Below are 23,134 nucleotides of genomic sequence, written 5' to 3' on the forward strand. Positions count from 1 at the left end.
CAGCGACACGCTGCGCTATGCATCCGGCGAGCACCTGGAGCCGCCCGCGGCCCAGCAGCCCAGCAGCGACTGGCTGCTGTCACTGCGCTTCGGTCCGGATGTACTGCGCAATGGCATGGACCCGGCCTCCTTCATCCGCTATCTGGGCACCCTGGGCGAAATCCAGGCCATTGCCAGTTGCTGCCCAGGGCTGGCCACAGAAGGCGATGAGGACCGGTTTGATCCGGAGCGCAACTATCTGCGGGTGGAGGTGCAATTCAGTGGCCCGGTCGATGCCGCACAGCTGGAAAGCGTGTTTGCCTTTGCCAGCGAAGATGGCCAGTTCATCATCAGCCCGCGCCAGCAACTGGACAGCCACTTGCAACAGGCGCTGTCCGCCGGGGATGCCGCCGAGCAACAGGCAGCCAGTGAGATCTGGCAGCAATGGGGCCTGTGGCAGCCCCCGGCAGCCAGCCCGTCCGCAAGCGGGGCTGATGAGGTACAGCCGGCAGCCGTCGCTGCAACGGCCACGCCCAAAACCGGCAAAAGCAGCGAAAGCCGCTTCATCAAGGTGGAAGCAGCCAAGCTGGACCAGTTGATCAACCTGGTCGGTGAACTGGTGATTGCCGGGGCAGCCAGCCATCTGCTGGCCAGACAGCATGGCAATGCGCCCTTGCTGGAATCTACCTCGGTGCTGGCCGGACTGATCGAACAGATACGCAGCCAGACCCTGGGCATGCGCATGGTGCCCATCGGTGAATGTTTCAGCCGCTTTGGCCGGGTGGTGCACGATGTGAGCCAGGCACTGGGCAAAGACATCCGCCTGTTTGTCAGCGGAGCGGACACCGAGCTGGACAAGTCCATGGTGGACAAGCTGACCGATCCGCTGACTCACCTGGTGCGCAATGCCATCGACCATGGCATCGAGGACACGACGCAGCGCCGTGCAGCGGGCAAGCCGGAAGCCGGTCGCCTGTGGCTGGATGCGTATCACGAATCCGGCAGCGTGGTGATTGAAGTGGCCGATGATGGCCGTGGCCTGAACCAGCACACCATCCTGGAAAAAGCCCGGCAACGCGGCCTGCTCACCGGCGACCGGGAAATGGCGGAACAGGAAATCTACCGCCTGATTTTTGAACCCGGTTTTTCCACCGCCAGCACCATCAGCAATCTGTCCGGTCGCGGGGTGGGCCTGGATGTGGTGAAACAGAACATTGCCCGGCTGCGCGGCACAGTGGAAGTGGAGAGCGAAGCCGGACTTGGCACCACCTTCCGCCTGCGCCTGCCGCTGACGCTGGCCATCATTGACGGTTTTCTGGTCACGGTGGGTGCGGCCACCTTTGTCGTTCCGCTGGACTGCATCGCCGAATGCATTGCCCTGCCGCAAGGCTGGCAAACCACCGCGGCCGCAGGGCAGTTCAACTTGCGCGGCGAAATGCTGCCCCTGCTGTGCCTGCGCCGTTTTCTGGGACTGGACGGCCAGCCGGCACGCCGCCAGAACGTGGTCATCATCCAGACCGGCGAATACAAGGTGGGCCTGCTGGTGGACGCACTGCATGGCGAATACCAGACCGTCATCAAGCCGCTCAGCCCGTTGTTCCAGCATCTGAAAGCCATCAGCGGCTCCACCATACTGGGCAGTGGTGAAGTGGCGCTCATTCTGGATGTGCTGGCGCTGAGCGAGCACGCGCGCAGCCTGGAATACGCACGCCACCAGCAAACGGCCTTGAGCCATCCGCCCTCAACCATTCTGTCTGCGGGGAAAACAACATGAAATCAACACAATCCATGCGGGTCACCACACGGTTGAGTCTGGGCTTTGGCAGCATCTTGCTGTTGCTGGTCCTGTGTGTGCTGGTTGCACTCAACGGCTTTGCCCGCAACAGCGCCATGCTGGCCGACATGCAAATCAACGATCGCGATGCCACCCGGGTTTCCTCACTGATCGAGCAGGCACAGGAGCTGCGGGTGAGCTACCGCAACATCATCATTTACCCCGACCTGCACGCCATCAACACAGCCATCCAGCAATACAATCAGGCAAAACAGCGCTATCTGGACGCCGAACAGCTCACCCAGCGCGACATGCTGGCCGAACCGGGGCTGACCCAGCGGGAGCGTGATTTATTGAACCAGCTGGCCAAGGTACGGCCGGTTGCTTTCAACCTGATGGACAAGTCCGAAGCGCAAGCCGCCATCAACGAAAAGGAAGCGGCTACGCGCATCATGCAGGCTGAAGTTGGCCCGGCCATGAATCAGTTGATGGAAGTGCTGCGCCAGTTGTACGACACCGAGCTGCGACTGAACGCACAGGCAAGGCAGGAAAGTGAGCGGGAGATGCAGCAGGCTCATCGCATCATGCTGTTGCTGTCTGCTGCCGCCATCGTGCTGGGTGGCTTGCTCGCCTGGCTGACCGTTCGCTCCTTGCGCCGTACCCTGGGCGGCGAGCCGCAGGAAGTGGCCCACATCATGCATCAACTGGCTGCCGGCAAGCTGGATGTGCATCTGCCACTACGCAAGGGGGATGAGCAGAGCATGATGCATGCCATCGCCCGTACCGTTAACACGCTCAGGGACATCATTCTGGAAGTGAAAAGTGGTGCCGCCAACCTGGCCTCGGCTGCCCAGCAGTTGAATGCCACGTCAGAATCCCTGGCGCAATCGGCCAGCGAATCGGCCGCCGGCATTGAGGAAACCACCGCAGCCATCGAGGAAATGTCCGCCGCCATCAGCCATAGCAATGACAATGCCCGGGTAACCGAAGGGCTGGCCGAACAGGCTGCCCGCGAAGCGCGGCAAGGCGGAGATGCGGTGCGCCATACCACCGCGGCCATGCGCCAGATTGCCGACCGGATAGGCATCATCGATGACATTGCCTACCAGACCAACCTGCTGGCGCTCAATGCCGCCATTGAAGCAGCCCGCGCCGGAGAACACGGCCGTGGCTTTGCCGTGGTTGCCGGTGAAGTACGCAAACTGGCGGAACGCAGCCAGATTGCAGCCCAGGAAATCGGTCAGGTCGCCGCCAACAGCGTGGAACTGGCCAATGAGACCGGAAAGCTACTGGATGGCATGGTCCGCTCCAGCGGCCGCACCGCCGATCTGGTACAGGAAATCGCCGCGGCCTCCAGCGAGCAGGCCACAGCGGTGAACCAGATCAGCAGCGCGGTGCAGCAACAAAACAGCAACACCCAACAGAATGCCTCTGCCAGCGAAGAGCTGGCCTCCACGGCAGAGCAAATGAGCAGTCAGGCAGAGCATCTGCTGGCGCTGATGCGTTTTTTCCAGTTTGACGAAACCGCTGCACAGCCATCGCATCCGCACAGTGCCACGCCCATTGCCCGCGCCCGCAATCAAGCCTCCGGCTTCAACACTTACTAGGCAGGACAGCATGGGAGCCCCCCGCCATTGGCGACAGACGCCAGCCACGACAACGCGCATGCACAGCCCTGCCCCTGCCGAGGTCTCGCTGCAATGCCTGTGCTTTCGCTGTGCTGATACCAGGCTTGGCATCCTGCTGCACCAGGTACGCGAACTGCTGGAATACCAGCCGCTTACACCCATTCCCACCATGCCGGCCCCGCTGTGTGGTGTGCTCAACCTGCGCGGCAGCGCCGTGCCGGTCATCGACCTGGCACAGCGACTGGGCTTGCCCGCCACCGAACCGCAACGGCGCAGCTGCATCATCATCCTGCAACTGGCCCTGCCATTGCAGATCCACGAGCTTGGCATGCTGGTGGATGAAGTGCTGATGGTGGAAGACATCCAGCGCAGCGACATTGAAGCGGCACCGGCCCTTGAACCCCTGATGTCCACCGGCATGCTGGCCGGCATGATCCGCGAAACGGCGGGCTTCACCTTGTTGCTGGATGCCAACCGGCTGCTGAGCAGCCACACCCTGGGCACACTGGCCCGGCATGTGACCGCCATCATCCCCGAGCCGGACTGCGGAGCCGCCGATGACTGAACAACACGCATCGCCTGATAACGAATACCTGTGCTTCCAGCTGGGCACGCAATACTTCGCCTGCAACATCCTGCAGGTGCGCGAAATCCTGCAATACCAGCGTCCCACCACCATCCCGCAAATGCCGGGCTTCATTCACGGGGTGATGAATCTGCGTGGCAGCGTGCTGCCGGTCATCGACCTGGCGCAGCGGCTGGGGCATGGCAGTAGTCGCGTGCTGCGCCGCAGCTGCATTGTCATCGTGGAAACAACCGCCAGCAGCGGCCAGGATCTGGGATTGCTGGTGGATGCGGTGCATGAAGTCATCAGCCTGCCTGCGGCAGACATCATGCCGCCACCGCCGTTTGGCAACCCGATCCGGCCGGACTTCATCGCCGGTACGGCCATGCCGGATGGCCGCCACATCCTGCTGTTGAACATGGAACAAGTGCTGTCGCTGGAGGAGATGATCGGCCTGGCGAAACCGGGTCTTGAGCAGATAAAGGCGGCAATCACCGGTGCAGTGAACTAGATTGGGTTAAGCAGTTTGTTGCAACCCGCCACATCCGGCGGGTAGGACAGCCACCGGTCAGAACATCATGCAGAACCATGCTGACAAGGAAATATTCCTTCACCCTGGAGAATGGGCATTTGAAGCAGGCCATGTCCGCATCAGCACCCTGCTGGGCTCTTGCGTGGCCATTGTACTGTGGCATCCACAGCTGCAACTGGGCGGAATGTGTCATTACCTGCTGGCCAGGCGCAATGGCCCGAGCGACACCTTGTCAGGCCGCTACGGCGAAGAGGCCATGCTGTTGCTGCTGCGCGCCGTACTGGGCTGCGGCAGACCGCTACATGAATTCCAGTGCCACCTGCTGGGCGGGGCATCGGTACTGGCCCATCCCGATGGCGATCATCAGCACGATGTGGCCGGGCACAATATCGAGCAGGCACGCCAGATGGCACGACAACTTGATTTGCAAGTGCAAACAGAAAACCTGGGTGGTGCTTGTGCCCGCATGGTGGTTCTGGATGTGCAAACAGGTGAGGTCCGGGTTCGCCTGTCCCAGTAAAGCGAGCTGCCAGGGCTGACAACAAAAAGGAAAAAAGCATGAGCATCAATGTCATGATCGTGGACGACTCCGCCGTGGTACGTCAGGTACTGAGCGAAATCTTTACCGCCAGCAGCGGCATCACCGTGATGGATGTCGCCACCGACCCCATTGTGGCGATGGAGAAAATGAAGCAGCGCTGGCCGGATGTCATCGTGCTGGACGTGGAAATGCCGCGCATGGACGGCATTACCTTTCTCAAGCAGATCATGGCCAGCCGACCGACGCCGGTGGTGATCTGCTCCTCGCTCACCCAGAAAGGGGCCGACATCAGCGTGCAGGCCATGGCCGCCGGGGCGGTCGAGGTGATTGCCAAGCCCCACGCCGGGGTAAAGCAGTTTTTGCAGGACAGCAACAACCTGCTGGTGCAGGCGGTCAAGGCTGCCGCCACCGCCCGCATGAGCCGCATGCGCACGCTGCCGCCCACTCCGATGGAAACCCGCCCCAAACTGTCGGCCGATGCGGTGCTGGCCGCCCCCACCGGGCAGCAGATGTTCCAGACTACCGAGCGCATCGTCGCCATTGGCACCTCCACCGGCGGCACCCAGGCACTGGAAGCCATTCTGACCACCCTGCCACGCACCTGTCCCGGCCTTGCCATCGTGCAGCACATGCCGGAGAAATTCACCGCATCATTTGCCGAACGGCTGGACCGCCTGTCGGAAATCGAAGTGAAGGAAGCCGCCACCGGCGACCGCATACTGCCGGGCCGGGCACTGATTGCCCCGGGTGGCAAGCACATGATGATCAAGCGCAGCGGGGCCTACTACCAGGTGGAAGTGGTGGACGGGCCGCTGGTCAGCCGCCACAAGCCATCCGTCGATGTACTGTTCCGCTCTGCCGCCAAATTTGCCGGGCGCAACGCACTGGGCATCATCATGACCGGCATGGGCGATGACGGCGCACGCGGACTCAAGGAAATGCATGATGCAGGCGCCAAAACCATTGCCCAGGATGAAGACAGCTGTGTGGTGTTCGGCATGCCCAAGGAAGCCATCAAACTGGGCGCTGCCGACGAAGTGATGCCACTGGACAATATCGCCAAGGCCATATGCCGCTGAAGGAGACGCCCAGCATGCAGCCTGCCGACATGCAAGATGTCCTGATCGTGGAAGACAGCAACTTGCACCGACAACTGGCCAGCGAAATCTGCCAGCAACTGGGCTTTGCCAGCGTTCGCCATGCCAGCAACGGTGAAGAAGGCATGGCCATGATGCGCCAGTGCGTGCCGAACCTGCTGCTGCTTGATCTGGAGATGCCGCTCATGGACGGGGTGCAGGTGATGCAGCAGTTGGCGGCTGAAAAGCTGACGCCGCACATCATCCTGACCTCCGGCAAGGATTACATGCTGATATCCACCCTGGAACTGATGGGTGCCGGTTTGGGCCTGCCCGTGCTGGGCGGGCTGAAAAAACCCCTGAACAAGAACCAGCTGCAGGACTTGCTGCAACGCCTCAGCCCGCAAGCCGGGAAAAACCGCGAAGCCTGCCCCTTGTACGAACCGGCCCGCGTGCGCGAGGCACTGGATCTGGGACAGATCATTCCCTACTACCAGCCCAAGATCGACTTGAAAACCGGCCACATCAAGGGCGCTGAAATGCTGGCCCGCTGGCAGCACCCGGACTGCGGCTTGATTCCACCGGCAAGCTTCATTCCGGTCATCGAGCAACAGGACTGGGATACCGACCTCACCCTGTCCATGCTGGATCAGGGACTGCACCAGTGGCAGGAATGGACGCGGCAAGGCTTGCGCCTGCCCCTGTCGATCAACCTGTCCGGCCGCTCCTTGCATGGCAGCAGCCTGAGCGAAGCAGTGGAGAAGCGCTTGCAACGCAGCAAGGTGCCCGCGCGTTACATCACCTTTGAAATTACCGAGACTGCCATCTCGGACAGCCTGACCGACGCCATCGGCATTGCCGCGCGCTTGCGGCTGGCCGGCATCGGCCTGTCGATTGATGATTTCGGTACCGGCTTTGCCACCTTCCAGCAACTCACCCGTTTTCCGTTCACCGAATTGAAAATCGACCAGTCTCTGGTGACGGCCATTGCCGACAAGCCGCATTTGCAGGCCATCACCGACAGCATCATCGAACTGGGCAACCGCATGCAGCTGTGCACCGTGGCCGAAGGCATCGAAACCCAGCAGGACCTGGACATCATGCAGCAACATGGCTGCCAGCTAGGCCAGGGTTACTTCATTGCCCGCCCGATGCCGGCTGCCCAGTTGCTGCCCTGGGCCAAACAGCATCAACCCGGCCTGAACCTGACACAACGCACACCGGGCTGAACGCTACCGCCGCCGCTCAGGCTAGGGCAACGTCCACAACGGTGGCTCGTCCATCAGCGCAATCTGTTCGCGCAGCGACAGGATTTGCTCCTCCCAGAAACGGGGAGCGGCAAACCAGGGGAAGGCCAGCGGGAAAGCCGGATCATGCCAGCGCCTTGCCAGCCAGGCCGCATAGTGTAGCAAACGCAGTGTCCGCAGTGCCTCCACCAGATACAGCTCGCGCAGATTGAAGTCGCAGAAATCCTCGTAACCGGCCAGCACATCGGCTAGCTGGCCGGATTGCTCTTCGCGCGAACCGGACAGCAGCATCCAGATATCCTGCACCGCCGGCCCCATGCGGCTGTCGTCAAAATCGACAAAGTGCGGGCCATCATCCGTCCACAACATATTGCCCGGATGGCAGTCACCATGCAGGCGCAACTGGCGCACTGTACCGGCCCGGTCAAAACAGCGCCGCACACCATCCAGCGCCTGCGATGCCACGCCGCGATAGACCTCGCGCAAATCCGCAGGCACCACAGCGGCATCCAGCAGGTATTGCACCGGCTCTTCACCAAAACTGAAGATATCCAGCACCGGACGCGCTTGATAAGCCTCTACCTGCCCCAAGGCATGGATACGTCCCAGAAAGCGGCCAATCCATTCCAGCGTATTGCTGTCCCCCAACTCCGGCACGCGTCCGCCACGCCGGGCGAACAAGGCAAAACGGATGCCCTGGTAATCATGCAGGCTGGCACCGTCAAACAACATGGGCGGTACCACCGGGATTTCCCGCTCGGCCAGTGCCAGGCTGAACGCGTGTTCTTCCAGAATCTGCGCATCGCTCCAGCGTGCCGGTCGATAAAACTTGGCCACCAGCGGCGGGCCGTCTTCCATGCCCAGCTGGTACACACGGTTTTCATAGCTGTTGAGTGCCAGCAGGCTGCCTGAAGCACGCAGGCCCAGGCTTTCTACCGCATCCAGCAGCACATCCGGCGTCAGGCCGGCAAACGGGGGCGTGGTTTCTTGTGTCATGGGCGCATTATACGTGCAGATCAGTCATCGCTATCCATGTCTGGTCCGAGTCGGCTAGTATCCAGAATGCAAGACCACCCAATCGCAGGAGACTGCCATGCACACCAGCAACCCGCGTCACGACAAAAACCTGTTGTCACTGCCTGCCGATATCGCCGAAGCCACCTGGAGCGGCTGGCAATGCATTGCCAACACCCTGCACCGGCAACGTTGCGAAAGCGCGGATGATCGTCCCGCCGGCTTGCGCCACATGCTCGGATGGCTGGCCGGTAACCTGGTCCTGGTAGGGCTGCTGTATCTGCTCTATCGATTTTCCCGTTTCTGAACGTCCAATCATGCCGCTGAAAACCCTGTATTCGCGCCTGCCATCAGTAGACCGCTTGCTCAACCACCCGCTGGTGGAAAAGCTGATTGACCGGCATGGCAATGCCGCGCTGACCGAAGCCGTGCGCCAGACGCTGGACGAAGCACGCCAGCATATCCGCAACACACACAGCCTGCCGCAATGGGCTGAGGATGAAGGACTGCTGGCGCATGCCGCCAGTCAGCGGGTTTGTGCGCGCCAGCAGGTGCAGATGCGGCCGGTGTTCAACCTCAGTGGCACGGTGCTGCACACCAATCTGGGGCGCGCACCGATGGCAGAAGAAGCCGTTACCGCCGTCAGCCACGCCATGCGCGAAGCAGTAACCCTGGAATACGATCTGGACGGCGCAGGACGTGGTCACCGCGACAGCGTCATCAGCGCGCTGCTGCAAGAGCTGACCGGTGCCGAGGCGGCCTGCGTGGTCAACAACAATGCCGCAGCCGTGCTGATCATGCTGTCCACGGTGGCAGCAGGGCGCGAAGTGATTGTGTCGCGCGGCGAACTGGTGGAAATCGGCGGGGCCTTCCGCATGCCGGACGTCATGCGGCAAGCCGGCTGCCAGCTGGTGGAAGTGGGTGCCACCAACCGCACCCATCTGCGTGACTACCGCCAGGCCATCACACCGGACACCGGGCTGCTGATGAAGGTACATACCAGCAATTACCAGATAGAAGGCTTCACCCACAGCGTGAGCGAAGCCGAACTGGCCACGCTGGCCCGCGAGCATGGCTTGCCGGTGGCCACCGATCTGGGTTCGGGTGCACTGGTGGACCTTTCCGCCTATGGCCTGCCAGCCGAACCCATGCCGCAGCAGATGATTGCACAGGGCGTCGATCTGGTCAGTTTCTCCGGCGACAAGCTGCTGGGTGGACCACAAGCAGGGCTGATCATCGGCAAGCAAAGCTGGATAGACAAAATCCAGAAGCACCCACTCAAGCGTGCCCTGCGCTGCGACAAAATGACGCTGGCAGCACTGGAAGCCACCTTGCGCCTGTACCTGCAGCCGGACAAGCTGGTACAGCAGCTGCCCACCCTGCGCCGCCTCACCCGACCGCAGGCTGAAATCCGTCAGCTCGCGGAGCGTCTGCTACCCGCACTGAGTAGCTACGCCGGCAGCAGTTTTGACCTTGGCAGCAGCGCCTGCCTGTCGCAAATCGGCAGTGGTTCCCTGCCGGTGGACCGCCTGCCCAGCTGGGCCATCACCTTCAGCCCGCGGGATGGACGCGGCAGCACGCTGGAAGCACTGGCCCAGCAATTGCGCAGCCTGCCCTCTCCGGTGATCGGGCGGTTATACGACGGAAAGTTGTGGCTGGATTTGCGTTGCCTGGAAGATGAAGGCGCATTTCTGAACAACCTGCAGCCAGCAGACGGTGCCACTCAGCCCCGTTAACCGTGCCAGCGGCTCCAGCCCATTATCAGCACCATCGCAGCCACACCCCAGCTGCAAGTAGCCGCCGCCAGCGCCCACGGCAGGCGCAGGCGGTCCAGCAGGCAATACAGGCTGAACAGGTAGACGAAATACGGCAGCAAGGACCACATGCCAAACAGCACCGTGGTCTTGAGCGCCAGTGCGCCACGTTCGCTGCCGACAATATAGTGGGCGATCAGGGCAAACGTGGGAAACAAAGGCACCAGGCCAGCGATATAGTAATTGCGCGAGCGGGACAACAGGCTGATCAACACCACCGCCAGTGCACCCAGCAAAGACTTGAACAACAGCGCCAAGATCATTCCAGAAATAAATGCAGACAGTCGCTATTCTGACATGAACCATCGCAGCAGCTGAATGCACATTATTCTTATTATTGTTTTTATTTACCAAACCATAACATCCAATTAAGAAAAACTTAAGGCAGCTATGGCATACTGCACAACCCACCTGATTTGAAACACATAGCCATGACCCTGCACACCAGTCATTCTCCCCAGGAAACCACCGACGAAGCCACGCGCAACAAGGCTGCGCGTCGCAGCACCATGGTCAGCGTATGGGTCAATATCGTGCTGGCCTCCGCCCAGGTGCTGATTGGCGTGTTTGCCAAATCCCAGGCGCTGGTGGCCGATGGTGTCCACTCGCTGTCCGACCTGTTGTCGGACTTTGTCGTCCTGCTGGCCGGGCACCACAGCCGCAAGGGACCGGATGCGGATCACCAATATGGTCACCAGCGTTACGAAAACGCTGCCTCTCTGGTATTGGGACTGCTCCTGCTGGCTGTCGGCATCGGCATGCTGTGGTCCGCCGCCGTGAAGTTTCACGACCCATCAACCATTCCCACAGTGCACAGCATCGCCCTGTGGGTAGCCGTCGCGGCACTGGTCAGCAAGGAACTGTTGTTCCGTTTCATGCTGGCGGTGGCACAACGCGTCCGCTCCAGCATGCTGGTGGCCAATGCCTGGCATGCACGTTCCGATGCAGCCTCCTCGCTGGTGGTGGCCATTGGCATCATCGGCAACCTGATGGGCTATCCGATTCTGGACCCGGTAGCCGCCCTGATTGTTGGTTTCATCGTGGGTAAAATGGGCTGGAGCTTTGCCTGGGGCTCGCTGCACGACCTGATGGACCGTGCTGCCGATGCGGAAGAAACCGCCGCCATCCGCCAGACCCTGCTGGCGACCAAGGGGGTACTGGCCCTGCATGATTTGCGCACCCGCAAAATGGGCGACCTGATTCTGGTTGATGTCCATCTGGAAGTGGATGGCCACATGAATGTGTTTGAAGCCCACGATATTGCCGAGCGGGCACGCGATGAAGTCATGCGCGCGCATCCGGTACTCAATGTGATGACCCATATCGACCCGGTTGGTCTGGAACATCCGGCAGACCGCTCAATCGCATGATTTTTGCCACGGCCGGCCATGTCGACCATGGCAAGACATCCCTGCTGACCGCACTGACCGGCCACGATGCCGACCGGCTGCCGGAAGAAAAAAAGCGCGGCATGACCATCGACCTGGGCTATGTCTACCTGCCGCTGGACGATGGACGCATTGCCGGTTTCATTGACGTCCCCGGCCATGAAAAATTTCTGGCCAACATGCTGTGTGGTCTTTCCGGCATTCCGCATGCCCTGCTGGTCATTGCGGCGGACGACGGCATCATGCCGCAAACCCGCGAACACCTTGCCATTCTGCAACTCAGCGGCATTCCCCGGCTCACCGTGGTCATCAGCAAATTTGACCTGGTAGATGAAGCCACCTTGCAGGCGCAAAGCCGCGCAGTACGCCACTGGCTGCAGGACAGCCCCTGGCCGGATGCGCCGCTGTTTGCGGTCTCCAGTGTGCAAGGCCTCGGCATTGCCCAACTGCGCCAGCATCTGCTGGACAGCCTGCAAGCTCCCCGCCCACCACAAGGACAACGCTTTCGCCTGGCGATCGACCGCGCCTTCAGCCTGAGCGGCGCCGGGCTGGTGGTCACCGGCACCGCACTGAACGGACAGGTGTCCGTGGGTGACAGACTGTGGTTGAGCAGACGAGACGGCCAGGTCCGGGTACGCAGCCTGCATGTACAGAACGCCGCTGCCGAATCTGGCCAGGCAGGGCAGCGCATTGCGCTGAATCTGGTGGGTGAGGTGCAAAAGCAGGACATCCAGCGTGGTGACTGGCTGTTCGGCGTTCAGCCGCCGGCACCTAGCCAGCGCGTCACTGTTCAATTGCAGGCCATTGCCACCATCAAGCACTGGCAAGCTGTGCATATCCACCACGCGGCACGGCATATCACCGGACGGGTGTGCCTGCTGGATCACAGCCAGTTGGCAACCACGGAAAGCGGTTTGGCCGAACTGGTGCTGGACCAGCCCTTGTGGCTGGCCGATGGCGACAGGCTGATCCTGCGCGATGCCAGTGCTCGCCACACCATTGCCGGTGCGCGGGTGCTGGAACTGCAAGTACCGGAGCGGGGCAAGCGTCAGAGCGCACGACTGGACTATCTGCAGCAATTGTCCGGTCCTGCACAGCCTCTGGCCGAGCAGCTGCAAAGGCAAAGCGAACAGCAAGCCGTGGCGCTGGATGCCTTCGCCTGGGCCAAGCAGCTGGACAGCCAGGCCATGCAGGCGCTGTTAAGTACCTGCCAGGGTCAACAAGTAGAAGGCTGGCTCTATCACCCGGCGCATTGGCAGTCGATGCAGCACAGCGTGCTGGAACGGCTGGCCATACTGCATCAGCAACAACCGGATCAACTGGGTGCCAGCCGGGGACGGCTGCGACGACTGGCCCTGCCCGGACAGCCTGAAGCCGCCGTCAACCTGCTGCTGAACCAGCTACTGCAACAAGGCTTGCTGTGCCAGACGCGTGGCTGGCTGCACCTGCCGGAACATGTGCTCAGTTTCACCGCACAGGAACAGGAACAATGGCACCGCCTGGCCCCCTGCTTTGCCGGCAGCGAACCGCAATGGGCGCGCGACCTGGCCCGCCTGCTCGCCATGGAAGAAACCGACATGCGTCGCCTGCTGCACAAGGCGGCCCGGCTTGGACACGTGGTCGCCGTGGTGCAGGACCGCTATTTCTCCACCCGTCACGTGCACCACATGGCCGACATCATCCGTACACTGTGCGAGCAGCACGGACATGCCGATGCCGCCAGCTTTCGCGACCAGCTGGGCTGCGGTCGCAAGCTGGCCATCCAGATTCTGGAGTTTTATGACCGCAGCGGCTTTACCCGCCGTCTGGCAGACAGGCACCTGTTACGGGAAAGCATGCTGTTTGGCAGTGCCAGCCTGCAGGCAGACGCACCCGCTGCAGGTCAGCAGTGAAACCGCTATAATCAGCCCTCACGGAAGAGAGGCACTCCCGGTGGGGTGGCTGGTCTTCAAAACCAGAAGGGGCCGCCAGCGGTCCCGGGTGGGTTCGACTCCCATTCTCTTCCGCCATCAACACCGCCCGTCCGCGCAGACGCAGATCTTGCGCAGCATGCAGCTCCCCTGTCCCGCTCCCACACGGATGAGGTTCAGCAAGCTGTAGCGCACTCTTGCTCTACGCTCATTCCGCAGGCAGAGCAAAGCCATCCCGCCAAAATGAAAAACCCGCATCAGCGGGTTCGGCAGGGTGAAACGGACTGCTCAAGAAGAAACGGCCAGTCAACCCGGCTGACTACCATCCCCCATCAGACGATGGCGATAGTAGTCCAGATAAGCCGTGTACAGGTGATTGAGCACGCTGACACTGCGGCGACCGGACTTTGCCATGCAGGCCTGCCGTGCAGCATTCAGCTCACGGACCTCGTAAGGCATCAACACGATTTCATCGCGGGACTGATAAACCGAAAACACCGACTTCAGGTTTTCAATCACATGCTGTATCAGTTTTGCCTCCGGTGAATGCACATTGACATACAGGACATGAAAGGCCTTGAACAGGGCAATGGTCTGGATGATCTTATCTTCGTCTGCTTTTCCGGAACACAGCGCTGCACAGCAAATCGTCATATTTTGTTTGATATTGATCATGATGCCACACTGACTTTCGCTGACTATTGCCTCTAACACCACATGCCCTGCACAGGCAAAGGCTTGCATGGAATGCAGGACATGGATTTCCTGCAAGACAGCCATGTCCGGACAGCAGGCGGTGGGGGCGCTGCTTGAGACCGGACAGGGCAACAGACGGGTGGTCTCATTGCTTGCCATCACACAGGTTCTGCCAAGCATATCACTCCGGCACCACTTGCCAAGTGCGCGTGGCAGCCGGTTTTCCGCTTTGACCTGATTTTTCTAGTTATAAGTCATATCGGCACAATTAAACTGATTCATTTAAATTATTTGTCTTCCGATGTGCTTGTTGGCTGGCAAATGCCTGAGCATGGATAAACGCCAAGCAGACTGCAGCAAGCCTTTTGACAACAAAAGCGTATCACCCGCCGGGCCGGCAGAAGAACCTGCTTTCTCTCCACTTGGCCAGCTTCTATAACAAAACATACAAAAAAGCATCTGCCTGGGGATAAGAATCATGTTCAATCAACAATTCAAGCAGCGAATTGCCACACTGGAACAACAACTGTCGGCAGCACGGCAACTGGAACAGGCGCTGGATCTCTCCATGGCGCTGATTCGCTTCAGCCCCGATGGCCGGATTCTGGAAGCCAATCAGAACTTTCTCGACACCATGGGTTATCAGGGCAGTGAGGAGCTGCAAGGCAAGCCGCATAGCCTGTTGTGCGAGGCTGCCTATTCCGGCAGCGCGGAATACCGCCGTTTCTGGGAGCAACTGCGCCGCGGCGAGTTTTATCGGGACCGGGTCAAACGCATCGCCCGTGACGGACACGTCGTGTGGCTGCAGGCCACTTACTCCCCGGTCCTGGATGCCACCGGCCAGGTTGGCAGCATCATCAAACTGGCGACGGACATTACCGACAGCGTGATGAATGCGACACGTAACAACGCCATATTGCAAGCCATCAACCGGGCCATGGCCTGTATCGAATTTTCAGCCGATGGCCAGATTCTTGAAGCCAACGACCACTTTCTGCAGGCCACCGGCTACAGCCGTGCCAGCCTGATCGGCCAGCATCATCGCATCCTGTGCGACCCTGCCTTTGCCAACAGCCCGGAATATGCCGCGCTATGGGAGCGGCTGCGCAGCGGCCAGTACTACAGCGGGCGCATCAGTCGCCGCACACGTGACGGCAGAACCATCTGGCTGGAAGCCAATTACAACCCGGTACTGGATGAAAGCGGCCAGGTGCGCAGCGTCATCAAGTTTGCCACCGACATCACCGCCCAGGTCGAACAACAAACCATGGAGCGTGACTCCGCACTGCAAGCCTACGCCACAGCGCAGGAAACCCAGGCCCTGGCCAATGCCGGTGTATTTGATATCGAACAGAGCATCGACAACATCATGACCATGGCCAGCGATATCGAACGCGGCAGCCAGCAGGTGTTGCAGCTGGGCGAACGCTCGCAGCAAATCGGCTCCATCGTGCAAACCATCAAGGAAATTGCCGACCAGACCAATCTGCTGGCACTGAATGCCGCCATCGAAGCCGCCCGCGCAGGCGAAATGGGCCGTGGCTTCGCCGTGGTGGCCGACGAAGTACGCAAGCTGGCGGAGCGCACGGCCAGCTCGACGGTGGAAATCAATCGCATGGTGCATGACATCCAGAACCATACCGGGCATGCGGTTTCCAGCATGGAACACCTGCTGGAACAGGCCAATGGCAATGTCGGCCTGTCACAGCGAGTGGGTGAAACCATCAGCCAGATCAACCAGCAAGCCAAGGGCGTGGTCAGCAGTGTCAGCCGCTTTGCCGAGATGAAATCGCAGGCCTCCTGAAGCAACTTTCTGCGCGCAAGGGTAAATCCGAATTGGCAGCCGCAGGGGGATCATTATCTAATGCGGACCTGAACCCTGCTCCTGCCTGTCGGAGGCCCTGCCCCATGAAAATCGGCCTGTTCATTCCCTGTTTCATCAACGAACTGTTCCCCCATGTCGCCATGGCAACCCTGGAGCTACTGGAAAGCCTGGGCTGCGAAGTCGAATTTCCGATGGAACAGTCCTGTTGCGGCCAGCCATTGGCCAATAACGGTGACAGCAAAGGCGCTTGCGATGCCGCACGCCGCTTCACCAATGTCTTCCAGCGTTACGACTATGTGGTTGCCCCTTCTGGCAGTTGCGTGTCCCACGTGACCCATCATTACGACTGGTACATCGCGGAAGATAGTGCCTACCAGCAACTCAAGCCCAAGGTCTACGAAGTCATCGAATTCCTGCAGGATGTACTGAAGCTGGAAAAGCTGCCCAAGCCGGTGTATTTCCCGCACAAGGTTTCCATCCACCAGAGCTGCCACGGCCTGCGCGAATTGCATCACGCCAGTCCGTCCGAACTGATGATGCCCTATCACTCGCGCCTGGAGTCCATCCTCAAGCTGGTGGACGGCGTGGAAGTCCTACTGCCAGAACGCCGTGACGAATGCTGCGGTTTTGGCGGCACCTTCTGTGTCGATGAACCGGAACTGTCCACCGCCATGGGCGAAGACCGCATTGCCCAGCACGAAGCCACCGGCGCGGAATACATCGTCGGCGCCGACCCCTCCTGCCTGATGCACATGGGCGGTATCATCCGTCATCAGGGCAAAACCATCCGCCCGCTGCACATTGTGGAAATCCTCACCGGCCGGGGAGCAGGCGCATGAAAGACGATAGCGTTAAACACCCGCAGGCAGCGGCTGAATTCCTGAAGGACCGCGCCCAGGCCAAATGGCACGACAGCGCCATCTGGTGGGTCAGGCAAAAGCGCGATGCCCAGGCCAAACAACTGCCGGAATGGGAAGAACTGCGCCGGCTGGCACGCGAAATCAAGGCGCATACCCTGTCGCAGCTGGACGATTACCTGGCCCAGTTTGAAGCCAATGCGCAGAAAAACGGTGTCACCGTGCACTGGGCAGCTGATGCCGACGAGCACAACCGCATCGTGCACGGCATTCTGGCAGCAAAACAGGTGAAGAAGCTGGTCAAGTCCAAGTCCATGCTGACCGAAGAGTGCGGACTGAACCCCTATCTGGAACAGCGCGGCATCGAAGTGGTGGATACCGACTTGGGCGAGCGCATCGTGCAATTGCGCCACGAAGCGCCCAGCCACATCGTGATGCCGGCCATCCACCTGAAGAAAGAGCAGATTTCCGAGCTGTTCCACAAAGAACTGGGCACCGAGGCCGGTAATAACGACCCCACCTATCTCACCCACGCGGCACGGGCCAATCTGCGCGAGCACTTCCTGACTGCGGATGCCGGCCTGACCGGGGTGAACTTTGCCATTGCCGAAACCGGCGGCGTGGTGGTGTGCACCAATGAAGGCAATGCCGACCTGGGCACCAGCCTGCCGCCCATTCACATTGCTAGCATGGGGCTGGAAAAAATCATTCCCAAGCTGGAACACCTGGGCGTGTTCACCCGCCTGCTGGCCCGCTCGGCCATCGGTTCCCCGGTGACGACCTATACTTCGCATTTTCACCAGGCGCGCCCCGGTGGCGAGATGCACATTGTCATCGTGGATAACGGCCGCAGCGAGATTCTGGGCAATGAAGACTTCTACCAGAGCCTGCGCTGCATCCGTTGCGGTGCCTGCATGAATACCTGCCCGGTCTACCGGCGCAGCAGCGGCTTCAGCTACAGCTACATCATTCCCGGTCCCATCGGCTCTACCCTGGGCCCCAGCCGCGACATGAAAAAGCACGGCAGCATGGCCTTTGCCTGCAGTACCTGCGGCTCCTGCTCCAATGTCTGCCCGGTCAAGATCAACCTGCACGAACAACTGGTACTGCACCGCAAGAAGGCGTTTGACCAGAACCTGCTGCCCGCCGGCAAGAAAATGGGCTTGCTGGCCATGCGCTTCCTCACCCAACACCCGGCACTGTTCGACCTGGGCGGCAAGGTGATGCGCAAGGTAGTGCCCATCATTCCGGAAAGCCTTACCCGCCACAGCGCCTGGAGCCGTGCCGGACGCGATGTGCCACCCATGCCGAGCCAAAGTTTCAAGGAGCTGTACCAACAGCGCAGTCAGGACAAGAAGGACAAGGAGGGCCAACAATGAGCGCCCGTGACAACATCCTGGCCCGCATTCGCCAGAACCGGCCGCAAGCATCAGCCCTGCCGGATATTCACGCCGTACCGTTCATCCGTTACGACAACCAGTTCGAGGCGTTTGCCACGCTGATCCGCAATCTCGGTGGCGACGCAGTCCAGTTGCAGGATGGCCAGAGCGTGGCCGATGTCGTGGCCGCACGCTGGCCGGATGCCGGTCGCACCGTCGACCTGACCGTGGCGCAGCACGAAGAAGTGGATGATCCGCACGCCTGGCATGATGTCGACGTCGCCATCGTGCCCGGCCAGCTGGCCGTGGCGGAGAATGCCACAGTGTGGGTCAGCCATCCGGACAACCGTTTCCGCTCGATTTACTTCCTCACCCAGAAGCTGGTCCTGGTGGTACCGAGTGAGGCCATGGTGGACACCATGCGCGACGCCTATGCCTGCATCCAGCTGGCAGAGCATGGCTTTGGTGCCTTCATTTCCGGCTCTTCGCGTACCGCGGATATCGAGCAAAGCCTGGTGATGGGTGCTCATGGTGCTATGGCGGCCCTGGTGATATTTGTCTGATTTCTACGTATGGAGCATTTGCTTCCTTGGGCCCTGCGGGGCCTTTTTTCATATCTGCCTGGCCATGAAAAAACCGCCGGTCGCAAGACAGGCGGTTTTGTGGTGTCACTGCAGTCAGGCGATCAGCGGCTGACTTCCACCTTGTAGCGCGGCGGCAGCAACAGGGCCGGCACTTCGCGCTGCGCCTTGCGGCTGCGGCGGCTGCTACCGGCAGGCTTGATGGTTTTCAGGCCTTCGCCGGACTTGCCGGCCATCAGGGCCGATGCCGGTACCGACATGGGGTCGCGCTGGCTTTCACGCGCCGGAGTACGGGTGCCCGAACGACTCTGTTCACGACCAGCATCACGCTCGCGTTCGCGGCGCGGCGCAGATTCCTCACGCGGTGCGGCTGCACCAGGCTCGAAACCAGCCACAGTCTGTGGCGTCAGTGTTTGACGGGTCAGTTTCTCAATGGCTTCATGCTGGCGGGTTTCCGCCGGGCTCATCAAGGAAATGGCCACACCGCTGGCACCAGCACGACCGGTACGGCCAATGCGGTGTACATAGTCTTCCGGTGAGTTGGGCAGCTCGTAATTCACCACAAAGGGCAGTTCGCTGATATCCAGGCCACGTGCCGCCACGTCGGTAGCCACCAGCACACGCAGGCTGCCTTCCTTGAATGCCGACAAAATTTCCAGACGCGAGGCCTGTGCCTTGTCGCCATGAATGGCTTCGGCCACCAGGCCGTCGCGCTTGAGGTCACGCGCCAGCTGGTCGGCGCTGAGCTTGGTCTTGCAGAACACGATGACCTGGCTCATGTCACGGCTCTTGATCAGATGACTCAGCAGATAACGCTTGCGACCGGCATCGACGGAATACACCAGTTGCTCGACTTGCTCGTTGGTCGCGTTCTGGCGGGCCACTTCCACTGTTTGCGGGTCTTTCATGAAATCCGCAGCCAGCCGTTTGATTTCCGGCGCAAAGGTGGCCGAAAACAACAGGGTTTGCCGCTCTTTGGGCAGCATGCTCATGATCTTGCGGATATCCTGGATGAAGCCCATGTCCAGCATGCGGTCGGCTTCGTCCAGTACCAGCACTTCCACCTTGTTCAGCTGGATGCTTTTTTGCTGGATGTGGTCCAGCAAACGTCCAGGGGTGGCAATCACCACTTCCATGCCACGACGCAGCTCGGCAGTCTGCGGGTCCATGTTCATGCCGCCAAACACGGTGGTGGCACGCAAAGGCAAATACTTGGTATAGGTTTTTACATTCACGCCAATCTGGTCGGCCAGCTCGCGCGTGGGCGACAGCACCAGCGCCCGCACCGGGTGCATGGCAGGGGAAACACTGGTATTGGCAAACTTTTTCAGCCGCTCCAGGATGGGCAGCATGAAGGCGGCAGTCTTGCCGGTACCGGTTTGAGCGGCAGCCAGCAAGTCACGACCGGACAGCACCAGCGGAATGGCCTTGGCCTGGATCGGTGTGGGCTCGGAATAGCCCTGTTCTTCAATGGCACGAAGAATCTCGGGCGACAGCCCGAGTTCGGAAAACAGCATGTGTGTGCTCCTGCAATTCGGTTGGGCGATGACATCGCAGCATGCGACGCATCCCCTTGTTCATGAACATGGCCTGGCCCAAATGGCAACGCCGCCCATCAGGGGCGGCGGCAGGCAGGCATCAGGCCATGTGGTTGGCAACGCTGAGCAACAGGATGACAAACAGCCATAGCAAGGCTGAACGCCAGACCAGGCCGACTGCACTTTTCAGGAAGCCCGGATCGGCTTCGTCACCCAGGCCCAGTTCCGGCCGGAACTTGATGGTGTAATCCTGTCTGAGCGGATCACCCAGCTTGACACCAAGCGCACCGGCAGCGGAGGCCAGCAGAATGCCATTGGCGTAGTTGCCCCAGGTCCGGGCCTGGGAACGCCAACAGTAGACTGCATCTTCAAAATCGCCCATGACGGCAAAGCTGGCAGCGGTCAGACGCACCGGCAACCAGTCAAGCCAGGCAGCGGCACTGCCGGCAAAACGACCAAAACGGTCTTCATCACCCTGACGGCTACCCCATTTCTGGCCCAACATGCTGCACAGCCGGTACAGCAAGGCACCGGAAGGGCCCGGCAGCAGGACAAACCAGAACATGGTGCCAAAAACATGCCGGTAACTGTCCACCACACCCTGCTCGATTGCCAGACGGGAAATTTCCCCCACAGACAACTCGGCAGAGGGATGCCCGGTCCAGCGTGTCAGCGCCATGCGGGCGTCCAGATCACGTCCTTCGGTCAAGGCCAGCGAAATCTCGGAAAAGGCGCTGGAGAAATGACGGAAACCCATGGTGAGGTAGAGCACCAGCACATTCCACAGAATGGCCAGCAGCGGGTTGGCCGCGTACAAGGCGTAGTACACCCCAAGGCTCAACAACACCGGAGGCAGGATGGCCAGCATCCACGCAAAAACACCATGACGGTTGGCACCGGCATTCAGATTGCGTTCCAGATGATTGGCATAACGAGTAAAAACGTGCCAAACGCGGTTGCGGTTGCCCAGAGGGCGCAGCTGCTCAAGTGCCAGCGCAATGATCAGGGAAATCAGGGTCATCAGAATTTGAATGGTGGTTTGCTCAGGCCCAGTGGCGAAGATACCACAAAGGGACAGGTACGCCCACCACATCGCATGTGGCCAGCCACATGGAATACTCAGGCAGAGCCGAGAAAGCGGCGTCCGCCGGCAGGTTGCGGCTGCTGTCCGCCACGGTCATAACTGAGCGTGGAAGCAGCCGCCTGACGCAGCACGGCCAGCGAAGCTTCTACCTGGCCCAGCTGCTGCTCGATGAAAGTACCATTGAGCTGGTTGATGCCCTGGGCACGGTGGATGAGATCTTCCAGTGCCAGCCAGGCCTGGCGTTCTTCGGGCTTGTCGGCCAGCCAGATGTATACGGTGTCGCTGTCGGACAGGCCAAGTGTCTTCATCAGCCGGGCGCGGGATTGCGAATGCATGGCCAGTTCATCCAGCACTTTGCTCTTGCTGTCCGCCAGGTCTTCCAGGCGGTGCACCTGGCCTGCAATCATCACCTGCTGCTCTTGTTGCAGCAGGTCGATCAAGCGTGTCACCTGCTCGGCTTCAGCACGGCACAGTTGGGCAAAACCTTGTTCTTGCGTCATTGCTGCCACACCCATCTGCAGTACTTACTGGTTCAGCAGTTCTTGGGTGGAGGCGATCAGGCTGTCGGCGATCTTGTCCGGATTCACCGAAAAGGTGCCCGCTGCGATAGCGTTCTTGATGGCATCAACCTTGGCCGCATCAAAGGCAGGCGTGGTATCTGCCTGGGCAGACAGCGCACTGATGCTGCTGGCCAGCGGATTGATCTTCACGCTATCGGTCGGGGTGGACCCGGATCCGGCAGCCGGAGCGCTGGTATCGCGCCGGGCCAGCTTGCTCTGACTGGCATAAGCGCCAACGGCATTTCCCGAGTTGTCGATTTTCATGGCGTGGCCTTCCAAACTAGCTAGGGGTTTCTCTATTATCGGCTGAAAAAGCAAACTCTTGAAATATTTATCAGTAACTCAGACTGACGCTGCCATCCGGCTGCACCATGCCGCGCACCACACGCCCGCTGGACAGCCGCACCGACACCGCATCACCAACCGCCGCATTGTTATTGGCAATGCCTTCTGACAACACGCTAAAGCCGTCTCCCCCCGCCACCACCTTGACCGGCTGGCCGGCACGAATGGCATAAGGGGCATGAACCATGAAGCTGCGCAGCCAACTGCCGGCAGGTGCACCGCTGCGCATGGTCTGGCCAATTGCCAGAGCCGGACTGGTCAGCACATTGCGCGCCATGGCCGGGTTGGCAACCTCCACCAGTTTGACATCCCCTTCCTGCAACACTTCACCGGCGCTCACCGAGCGGGTAAGTACCACACCCAATTGCTTTTCGTTGATGCTGACTGGCAGACGTATGCTCCATCCGCTGTCCGGACAGACAATCACCAAAGCCGTGTTGCCCGTGGTCTGGGCAGCGTTAGACCAGTCCACCCGTGGCGATGCACAGGCAGGCAATACCAGTCGCCGGTCCAGTTTGCCCAGCTTGTAGCTGGCCTGACGCGAGGCCATTTCCTGCTGCATGAAACGGTCGGCCAGTTTTTCCAGCGCGGCCATATCCTGGCTGGCGGCTGCCTGCACAAGGCCGGGCAGCAGCCAGGCCAACATCAGTGGGGAGAATTTCATCCTGCCATTGTATCCGCTACGATCCTGCCTGCGTATCGCTACCGGCCCATGCGGTGACTGCCAGGCGGGACGGCCTTGCAAGCACAGCTTTCTGAGTGCGAAATACGCCGACAGTTGCGCCGACAGATAAAAAAACA

General features: G+C 60.4%; 23 protein-coding genes and 1 tRNA gene. 16 read left to right on the forward strand and 8 right to left on the reverse strand.

What is annotated here, in order from left to right; translation table 11 throughout:
• The 7 genes from JHD62_RS04855 to JHD62_RS04885 all read left to right on the forward strand — a co-directional run.
• On the forward strand, positions 1-1,753 hold a 1,753-nt coding region (locus JHD62_RS04855), incomplete at its 5' end, for a chemotaxis protein CheA (RefSeq protein ID WP_199101992.1).
• Positions 1,750-3,360: a methyl-accepting chemotaxis protein gene (locus JHD62_RS04860; protein ID WP_199101993.1), complete on the forward strand. Its 1,611-nt coding sequence runs from the start codon at positions 1,750-1,752 to the stop codon at positions 3,358-3,360. The genes JHD62_RS04855 and JHD62_RS04860, both read left to right, overlap by 4 nt.
• Before the next feature lie 58 nt (positions 3,361-3,418).
• A complete protein-coding gene (locus JHD62_RS04865; protein ID WP_199101994.1) occupies positions 3,419-3,946 on the forward strand; it encodes a chemotaxis protein CheW in 528 nt (175 codons plus the stop codon).
• Positions 3,939-4,457 carry a chemotaxis protein CheW gene (locus JHD62_RS04870; protein ID WP_199101995.1) on the forward strand — a complete coding sequence of 173 codons (519 nt, stop codon included), beginning with the start codon at positions 3,939-3,941 and terminating at the stop codon, positions 4,455-4,457. The genes JHD62_RS04865 and JHD62_RS04870 overlap by 8 nt, the downstream gene beginning before the upstream one ends.
• A 67-nt stretch (positions 4,458-4,524) precedes the next feature.
• Positions 4,525-4,998 carry a chemotaxis protein CheD gene (locus JHD62_RS04875; protein ID WP_199101996.1) on the forward strand — a complete coding sequence of 158 codons (474 nt, stop codon included), beginning with the start codon at positions 4,525-4,527 and terminating at the stop codon, positions 4,996-4,998.
• A gap of 38 nt (positions 4,999-5,036) precedes the next feature.
• Positions 5,037-6,098 carry a chemotaxis response regulator protein-glutamate methylesterase gene (locus JHD62_RS04880; RefSeq protein ID WP_131355649.1) on the forward strand — a complete coding sequence of 354 codons (1,062 nt, stop codon included), beginning with the start codon at positions 5,037-5,039 and terminating at the stop codon, positions 6,096-6,098.
• A 14-nt stretch (positions 6,099-6,112) separates the two neighbouring features.
• A complete protein-coding gene (locus JHD62_RS04885) occupies positions 6,113-7,324 on the forward strand; it encodes an EAL domain-containing protein (protein ID WP_199101997.1) in 1,212 nt (403 codons plus the stop codon).
• Positions 7,325-7,345: 21 nt separating this feature from the next.
• On the opposite strand, the gene JHD62_RS04890 is transcribed toward JHD62_RS04885, so the two are convergent.
• Complete coding sequence (locus JHD62_RS04890; RefSeq protein WP_199101998.1) at positions 7,346-8,338, reverse strand: serine/threonine protein kinase; 993 nt, start codon at positions 8,336-8,338, stop codon at positions 7,346-7,348.
• A gap of 97 nt (positions 8,339-8,435) precedes the next feature.
• Between JHD62_RS04890 and JHD62_RS04895 the strand changes: the two genes are divergently transcribed.
• Positions 8,436-8,663 carry a hypothetical protein gene (locus JHD62_RS04895; protein ID WP_199101999.1) on the forward strand — a complete coding sequence of 76 codons (228 nt, stop codon included), beginning with the start codon at positions 8,436-8,438 and terminating at the stop codon, positions 8,661-8,663.
• A gap of 10 nt (positions 8,664-8,673) precedes the next feature.
• The gene (gene selA / locus JHD62_RS04900; RefSeq protein WP_199102000.1) at positions 8,674-10,092 is read left to right on the forward strand and encodes an L-seryl-tRNA(Sec) selenium transferase; all 1,419 of its coding nucleotides are present in this window, start codon (positions 8,674-8,676) and stop codon (positions 10,090-10,092) included.
• Here selA and JHD62_RS04905 read toward each other — a convergent pair.
• A complete protein-coding gene (locus tag JHD62_RS04905; RefSeq protein WP_199102001.1) occupies positions 10,089-10,427 on the reverse strand; it encodes a GlpM family protein in 339 nt (112 codons plus the stop codon). The two genes, selA and JHD62_RS04905, sit on opposite strands and share 4 nt — an antisense overlap.
• 174 nt (positions 10,428-10,601) lie before the next feature.
• Here JHD62_RS04905 and JHD62_RS04910 point away from each other — a divergent pair, with 174 nt between their 5' ends.
• The 3 genes from JHD62_RS04910 to JHD62_RS04920 all read left to right on the forward strand — a co-directional run bounded on the left by JHD62_RS04910 (position 10,602) and on the right by JHD62_RS04920 (position 13,567).
• The gene (locus JHD62_RS04910) at positions 10,602-11,540 is read left to right on the forward strand and encodes a cation diffusion facilitator family transporter (RefSeq protein WP_199102002.1); all 939 of its coding nucleotides are present in this window, start codon (positions 10,602-10,604) and stop codon (positions 11,538-11,540) included.
• Positions 11,537-13,450 (forward strand): selenocysteine-specific translation elongation factor, encoded by a 1,914-nt coding sequence (gene selB / locus JHD62_RS04915; protein WP_199102003.1) that lies wholly within the window; start codon positions 11,537-11,539, stop codon positions 13,448-13,450. The genes JHD62_RS04910 and selB overlap by 4 nt, the downstream gene beginning before the upstream one ends.
• Positions 13,451-13,472: 22 nt before the next feature.
• Positions 13,473-13,567 (forward strand) — tRNA-Sec (locus tag JHD62_RS04920).
• A gap of 207 nt (positions 13,568-13,774) precedes the next feature.
• On the opposite strand, the gene JHD62_RS04925 is transcribed toward JHD62_RS04920, so the two are convergent.
• Positions 13,775-14,344, reverse strand: coding sequence for a hypothetical protein (locus JHD62_RS04925; protein WP_199102004.1), 570 nt, complete (start codon positions 14,342-14,344; stop codon positions 13,775-13,777).
• 298 nt (positions 14,345-14,642) lie between these two features.
• Between JHD62_RS04925 and JHD62_RS22950 the strand changes: the two genes are divergently transcribed.
• The 4 genes from JHD62_RS22950 (at position 14,643) to JHD62_RS04945 (ending at position 18,788) form a co-directional block, all read left to right on the forward strand.
• Positions 14,643-15,968, forward strand: a complete 1,326-nt coding sequence (locus JHD62_RS22950; RefSeq protein ID WP_199102005.1) for a PAS domain-containing methyl-accepting chemotaxis protein — start codon at positions 14,643-14,645, stop codon at positions 15,966-15,968.
• A gap of 104 nt (positions 15,969-16,072) precedes the next feature.
• On the forward strand, positions 16,073-16,828 hold the full coding sequence (locus JHD62_RS04935; protein WP_199102006.1) for a (Fe-S)-binding protein: 756 nt from the start codon (positions 16,073-16,075) through the stop codon (positions 16,826-16,828).
• Complete coding sequence (locus JHD62_RS04940; protein WP_199102007.1) at positions 16,825-18,225, forward strand: lactate utilization protein B; 1,401 nt, start codon at positions 16,825-16,827, stop codon at positions 18,223-18,225. Before JHD62_RS04935 ends, JHD62_RS04940 begins: the two co-directional genes overlap by 4 nt.
• On the forward strand, positions 18,222-18,788 hold the full coding sequence (locus JHD62_RS04945) for an LUD domain-containing protein (protein ID WP_199102008.1): 567 nt from the start codon (positions 18,222-18,224) through the stop codon (positions 18,786-18,788). The genes JHD62_RS04940 and JHD62_RS04945 overlap by 4 nt, the downstream gene beginning before the upstream one ends.
• Before the next feature lie 122 nt (positions 18,789-18,910).
• Here JHD62_RS04945 and JHD62_RS04950 read toward each other — a convergent pair whose 3' ends face one another.
• The 5 genes from JHD62_RS04950 to flgA all read right to left on the reverse strand — a co-directional run bounded on the left by JHD62_RS04950 (position 18,911) and on the right by flgA (position 22,997).
• Positions 18,911-20,323, reverse strand: coding sequence for a DEAD/DEAH box helicase (locus JHD62_RS04950; protein WP_199102009.1), 1,413 nt, complete (start codon positions 20,321-20,323; stop codon positions 18,911-18,913).
• A gap of 121 nt (positions 20,324-20,444) precedes the next feature.
• The gene (locus JHD62_RS04955) at positions 20,445-21,365 is read right to left on the reverse strand and encodes a CobD/CbiB family protein (RefSeq protein ID WP_045845491.1); all 921 of its coding nucleotides are present in this window, start codon (positions 21,363-21,365) and stop codon (positions 20,445-20,447) included.
• Positions 21,366-21,463: 98 nt separating this feature from the next.
• On the reverse strand, positions 21,464-21,928 hold the full coding sequence (locus JHD62_RS04960) for a flagella synthesis protein FlgN (protein WP_045845490.1): 465 nt from the start codon (positions 21,926-21,928) through the stop codon (positions 21,464-21,466).
• A 24-nt stretch (positions 21,929-21,952) separates the two neighbouring features.
• On the reverse strand, positions 21,953-22,252 hold the full coding sequence (flgM, locus tag JHD62_RS04965; RefSeq protein WP_199102010.1) for a flagellar biosynthesis anti-sigma factor FlgM: 300 nt from the start codon (positions 22,250-22,252) through the stop codon (positions 21,953-21,955).
• A gap of 70 nt (positions 22,253-22,322) precedes the next feature.
• Positions 22,323-22,997, reverse strand: coding sequence for a flagellar basal body P-ring formation chaperone FlgA (gene flgA / locus JHD62_RS04970; RefSeq protein WP_233160645.1), 675 nt, complete (start codon positions 22,995-22,997; stop codon positions 22,323-22,325).
• Between the last annotated feature and the right edge of the window lie 137 nt (positions 22,998-23,134).

Origin of the sequence: Aquitalea sp. ASV11 (assembly GCF_016429185.1) — a bacterium.
Classification (GTDB): domain Bacteria; phylum Pseudomonadota; class Gammaproteobacteria; order Burkholderiales; family Chromobacteriaceae; genus Aquitalea; species Aquitalea pelogenes.

Excerpts from the sequence above, each read along its gene's own strand:
- JHD62_RS04860 (WP_199101993.1), top strand. The coding sequence starts at position 1,750 with ATGAAATCAACACAATCCATGCGGGTCACCACACGGTTGAGTCTGGGC.
- JHD62_RS04865 (WP_199101994.1), top strand. The coding sequence starts at position 3,419 with ATGCACAGCCCTGCCCCTGCCGAGGTCTCGCTGCAATGCCTGTGCTTT.
- JHD62_RS04870 (WP_199101995.1), top strand. The coding sequence starts at position 3,939 with ATGACTGAACAACACGCATCGCCTGATAACGAATACCTGTGCTTCCAG.
- JHD62_RS04875 (WP_199101996.1), top strand. The coding sequence starts at position 4,525 with ATGCAGAACCATGCTGACAAGGAAATATTCCTTCACCCTGGAGAATGG.
- JHD62_RS04880 (WP_131355649.1), top strand. The coding sequence starts at position 5,037 with ATGAGCATCAATGTCATGATCGTGGACGACTCCGCCGTGGTACGTCAG.
- JHD62_RS04885 (WP_199101997.1), top strand. The coding sequence starts at position 6,113 with ATGCAGCCTGCCGACATGCAAGATGTCCTGATCGTGGAAGACAGCAAC.
- JHD62_RS04890 (WP_199101998.1), bottom strand. The coding sequence starts at position 8,338 with ATGACACAAGAAACCACGCCCCCGTTTGCCGGCCTGACGCCGGATGTG.
- JHD62_RS04895 (WP_199101999.1), top strand. The coding sequence starts at position 8,436 with ATGCACACCAGCAACCCGCGTCACGACAAAAACCTGTTGTCACTGCCT.
- selA (WP_199102000.1), top strand. The coding sequence starts at position 8,674 with ATGCCGCTGAAAACCCTGTATTCGCGCCTGCCATCAGTAGACCGCTTG.
- JHD62_RS04910 (WP_199102002.1), top strand. The coding sequence starts at position 10,602 with ATGACCCTGCACACCAGTCATTCTCCCCAGGAAACCACCGACGAAGCC.
- selB (WP_199102003.1), top strand. The coding sequence starts at position 11,537 with ATGATTTTTGCCACGGCCGGCCATGTCGACCATGGCAAGACATCCCTG.
- JHD62_RS04925 (WP_199102004.1), bottom strand. The coding sequence starts at position 14,344 with ATGCTTGGCAGAACCTGTGTGATGGCAAGCAATGAGACCACCCGTCTG.
- JHD62_RS22950 (WP_199102005.1), top strand. The coding sequence starts at position 14,643 with ATGTTCAATCAACAATTCAAGCAGCGAATTGCCACACTGGAACAACAA.
- JHD62_RS04935 (WP_199102006.1), top strand. The coding sequence starts at position 16,073 with ATGAAAATCGGCCTGTTCATTCCCTGTTTCATCAACGAACTGTTCCCC.
- JHD62_RS04940 (WP_199102007.1), top strand. The coding sequence starts at position 16,825 with ATGAAAGACGATAGCGTTAAACACCCGCAGGCAGCGGCTGAATTCCTG.
- JHD62_RS04945 (WP_199102008.1), top strand. The coding sequence starts at position 18,222 with ATGAGCGCCCGTGACAACATCCTGGCCCGCATTCGCCAGAACCGGCCG.
- JHD62_RS04950 (WP_199102009.1), bottom strand. The coding sequence starts at position 20,323 with ATGCTGTTTTCCGAACTCGGGCTGTCGCCCGAGATTCTTCGTGCCATT.
- JHD62_RS04955 (WP_045845491.1), bottom strand. The coding sequence starts at position 21,365 with ATGACCCTGATTTCCCTGATCATTGCGCTGGCACTTGAGCAGCTGCGC.
- JHD62_RS04960 (WP_045845490.1), bottom strand. The coding sequence starts at position 21,928 with ATGACGCAAGAACAAGGTTTTGCCCAACTGTGCCGTGCTGAAGCCGAG.
- flgM (WP_199102010.1), bottom strand. The coding sequence starts at position 22,252 with ATGAAAATCGACAACTCGGGAAATGCCGTTGGCGCTTATGCCAGTCAG.
- flgA (WP_233160645.1), bottom strand. The coding sequence starts at position 22,997 with ATGAAATTCTCCCCACTGATGTTGGCCTGGCTGCTGCCCGGCCTTGTG.